This is a genomic window from Halomonas llamarensis (assembly GCF_023555005.1).
GTDB classification, from domain to species: Bacteria; Pseudomonadota; Gammaproteobacteria; order Pseudomonadales; family Halomonadaceae; genus Vreelandella; species Vreelandella llamarensis.
In genome coordinates, this window is the sequence record NZ_JAMJPJ010000176.1 from 1 (window position 1) to 217 (window position 217).

General features: G+C 58.1%; 1 protein-coding gene. It reads left to right on the forward strand.

Going from position 1 to position 217, the window contains the following annotated elements:
* Nucleotides 1–217: IS66 family transposase (locus M8006_RS18100; protein ID WP_250084635.1), on the forward strand; the 217-nt coding region annotated here is incomplete at both ends.

A 217-nucleotide genomic window follows, 5' to 3' on the forward strand; every position in this document is an offset into this window, starting at 1 on the left:
AACGGCATAATGCACGCCGGTTGCTGGGCCCATGCACGACGCAAGTTCATTGAAGCTCAGAAGGTACAACCCAAGGGCAAGACCGGTAAGGCCGACTGGGTGATCAACCAGATGGGCAAACTCTATGCTGTGGAAAAACAGGCCAAAGCGCTCGATCCCGACGCGCGTCACGCGCTGCGCGAGCAGAAAAGTCAGCCCCTGATCGCTCAGTTGCGCA